This is a genomic window from Emticicia sp. (assembly GCF_049241225.1).
Lineage (GTDB): Bacteria > Bacteroidota > Bacteroidia > Cytophagales > Spirosomataceae > Emticicia.
Map to the genome: position 1 here is coordinate 1 of NZ_JBMLRC010000133.1, position 1,453 is coordinate 1,453.

Sequence of the window (1,453 nt, forward strand, 5' to 3'; positions counted from 1 at the left end):
AATTTTTGTTGGTGTGCGTGGAGGCATTACGGGCTCGACCATGACAAAATTCAAACTGATTGAAAATATTACGCCCGATTTTAAACTTTTACCTGCCCCATCGGGTGCAGTTTTTGTTGAGTTGCCTATTTCGGATAGAATTTCGATTCAGCCCGAGTTGGCTTTTACACAGAAAGGTTTTGTGATAAACGAATCGTTTAATATCAATGGAGGCGAGAATTTGTTTGGTATTGATATTCCGATAGGTGGGAGAATTGCCTTGAAAAACAACCATTTAGAAATACCAATTTTAGCAAAATTTAAGCTCGGCGACTCAAACGAAGGTCATGCGTATATTTTATTAGGGCCATCAGTTGGGTATTTGTTTGATTCAAGAACGGTAATTCGTGTGCTCAATATTTTTCCGATTCGTACGGGTCTAGGCACTGGACTTTTCAAAGATGCCGAATTTAGTGGAGTAGGGGCTTTGGGTTACGAAATTCCGTTTAAAAATGGTAAGTTTTTTATGGAAGGACGCTACCAACATGGTTTTTCTCGGGTGTTAAACTTACCCTTGGTTCAATTACCCGTGAGAAATCAAACTGTAGGTTTTTCAGTGGGGCTATCATTTGCTTTAAGGTCGAAAGTAACAAAAGCGTAAAAGCTTGTGGAATTAGGCATTTTTAGTAAATTTGACCAAATCAAACCTTAAAATGCCTAATTTATACATCATAGCTGGTTGTAATGGAGCTGGTAAAACAACTGCGGCAAAAGTACTTTTACCTGATGTTTTCAGAATTGATACTTTTTTGAATGCCGACATCATTGCTGCTCAATTAAACCCTATTTCTCCCGAGAGTGTGGCTATCCAAGCGGGTAGGTAAATGCTAAACGAGATACATATATCTTTAGGAAAACGAATTGACTTTGTGATAGAAACAACACTGGCTACTAAGAGCTATGTTGAATTAGTCAGGAAAGCTCAAAATCTTGCTTATGAAGTTGTTTTGGTATATTTTTGGATTGAAAATGCGGAGCATGCTATTGAAAGAGTAGCTCGAAGGGTTCGTCAAGGAGGGCATAATATTCCTGAAGAGGTAATCAGAAGACGTTATGAAAGCGGCATAAAAAACTTGATGAATCTTTTCTTGCCGATTGTTGACAAATGGTCAATTTACGACAACTCAGATTATACATTGGGGCATCCTCAAAAAATTGCCGAAATGTTAATTGATAAGAGTATAATTGTTGAAAATTCAGAACTTTGGAATAAATTTTATTGAATATGAAAATTTTGAAAAGAGAACCAATATTTGAACAGATTGACAAAGCTTTACTCAAAGCCTATGCCCATATTCCAGCCGAATTAGAGCAAGAAAAAAAGCGTAAAGAAGCATTAAAAGATAAAAAATAAAGGTTCTTCTAAACAAAAAAGGAAGCCTTCGCTTTGAGCGAAGACTTCCTTAGAATTAAT

At 36.6% G+C, this 1,453-nt stretch carries 4 protein-coding genes; all 4 read left to right on the forward strand.

What is annotated here, in order from left to right; all coding sequences use genetic code 11:
* Positions 1–640 (forward strand): porin family protein (locus ACOVO2_RS08175; protein WP_421769487.1); only part of this gene is annotated, 640 nt, incomplete at its 5' end.
* A gap of 52 nt (positions 641–692) precedes the next feature.
* A complete protein-coding gene (locus ACOVO2_RS08180) occupies positions 693–863 on the forward strand; it encodes a hypothetical protein (RefSeq protein WP_421769488.1) in 171 nt (56 codons plus the stop codon).
* Positions 864–1,262: a zeta toxin family protein gene (locus ACOVO2_RS08185; protein ID WP_421769489.1), complete on the forward strand. Its 399-nt coding sequence runs from the start codon at positions 864–866 to the stop codon at positions 1,260–1,262. It begins immediately after the preceding gene.
* A gap of 2 nt (positions 1,263–1,264) precedes the next feature.
* Positions 1,265–1,393, forward strand: coding sequence for a hypothetical protein (locus ACOVO2_RS08190; protein ID WP_421769490.1), 129 nt, complete (start codon positions 1,265–1,267; stop codon positions 1,391–1,393).
* Positions 1,394–1,453: the final 60 nt, after the last annotated feature.

Excerpts from the sequence above, each read along its gene's own strand:
- ACOVO2_RS08190 (WP_421769490.1), top strand. The coding sequence starts at position 1,265 with ATGAAAATTTTGAAAAGAGAACCAATATTTGAACAGATTGACAAAGCT.
- ACOVO2_RS08180 (WP_421769488.1), top strand. The coding sequence starts at position 693 with ATGCCTAATTTATACATCATAGCTGGTTGTAATGGAGCTGGTAAAACA.
- ACOVO2_RS08185 (WP_421769489.1), top strand. The coding sequence starts at position 864 with ATGCTAAACGAGATACATATATCTTTAGGAAAACGAATTGACTTTGTG.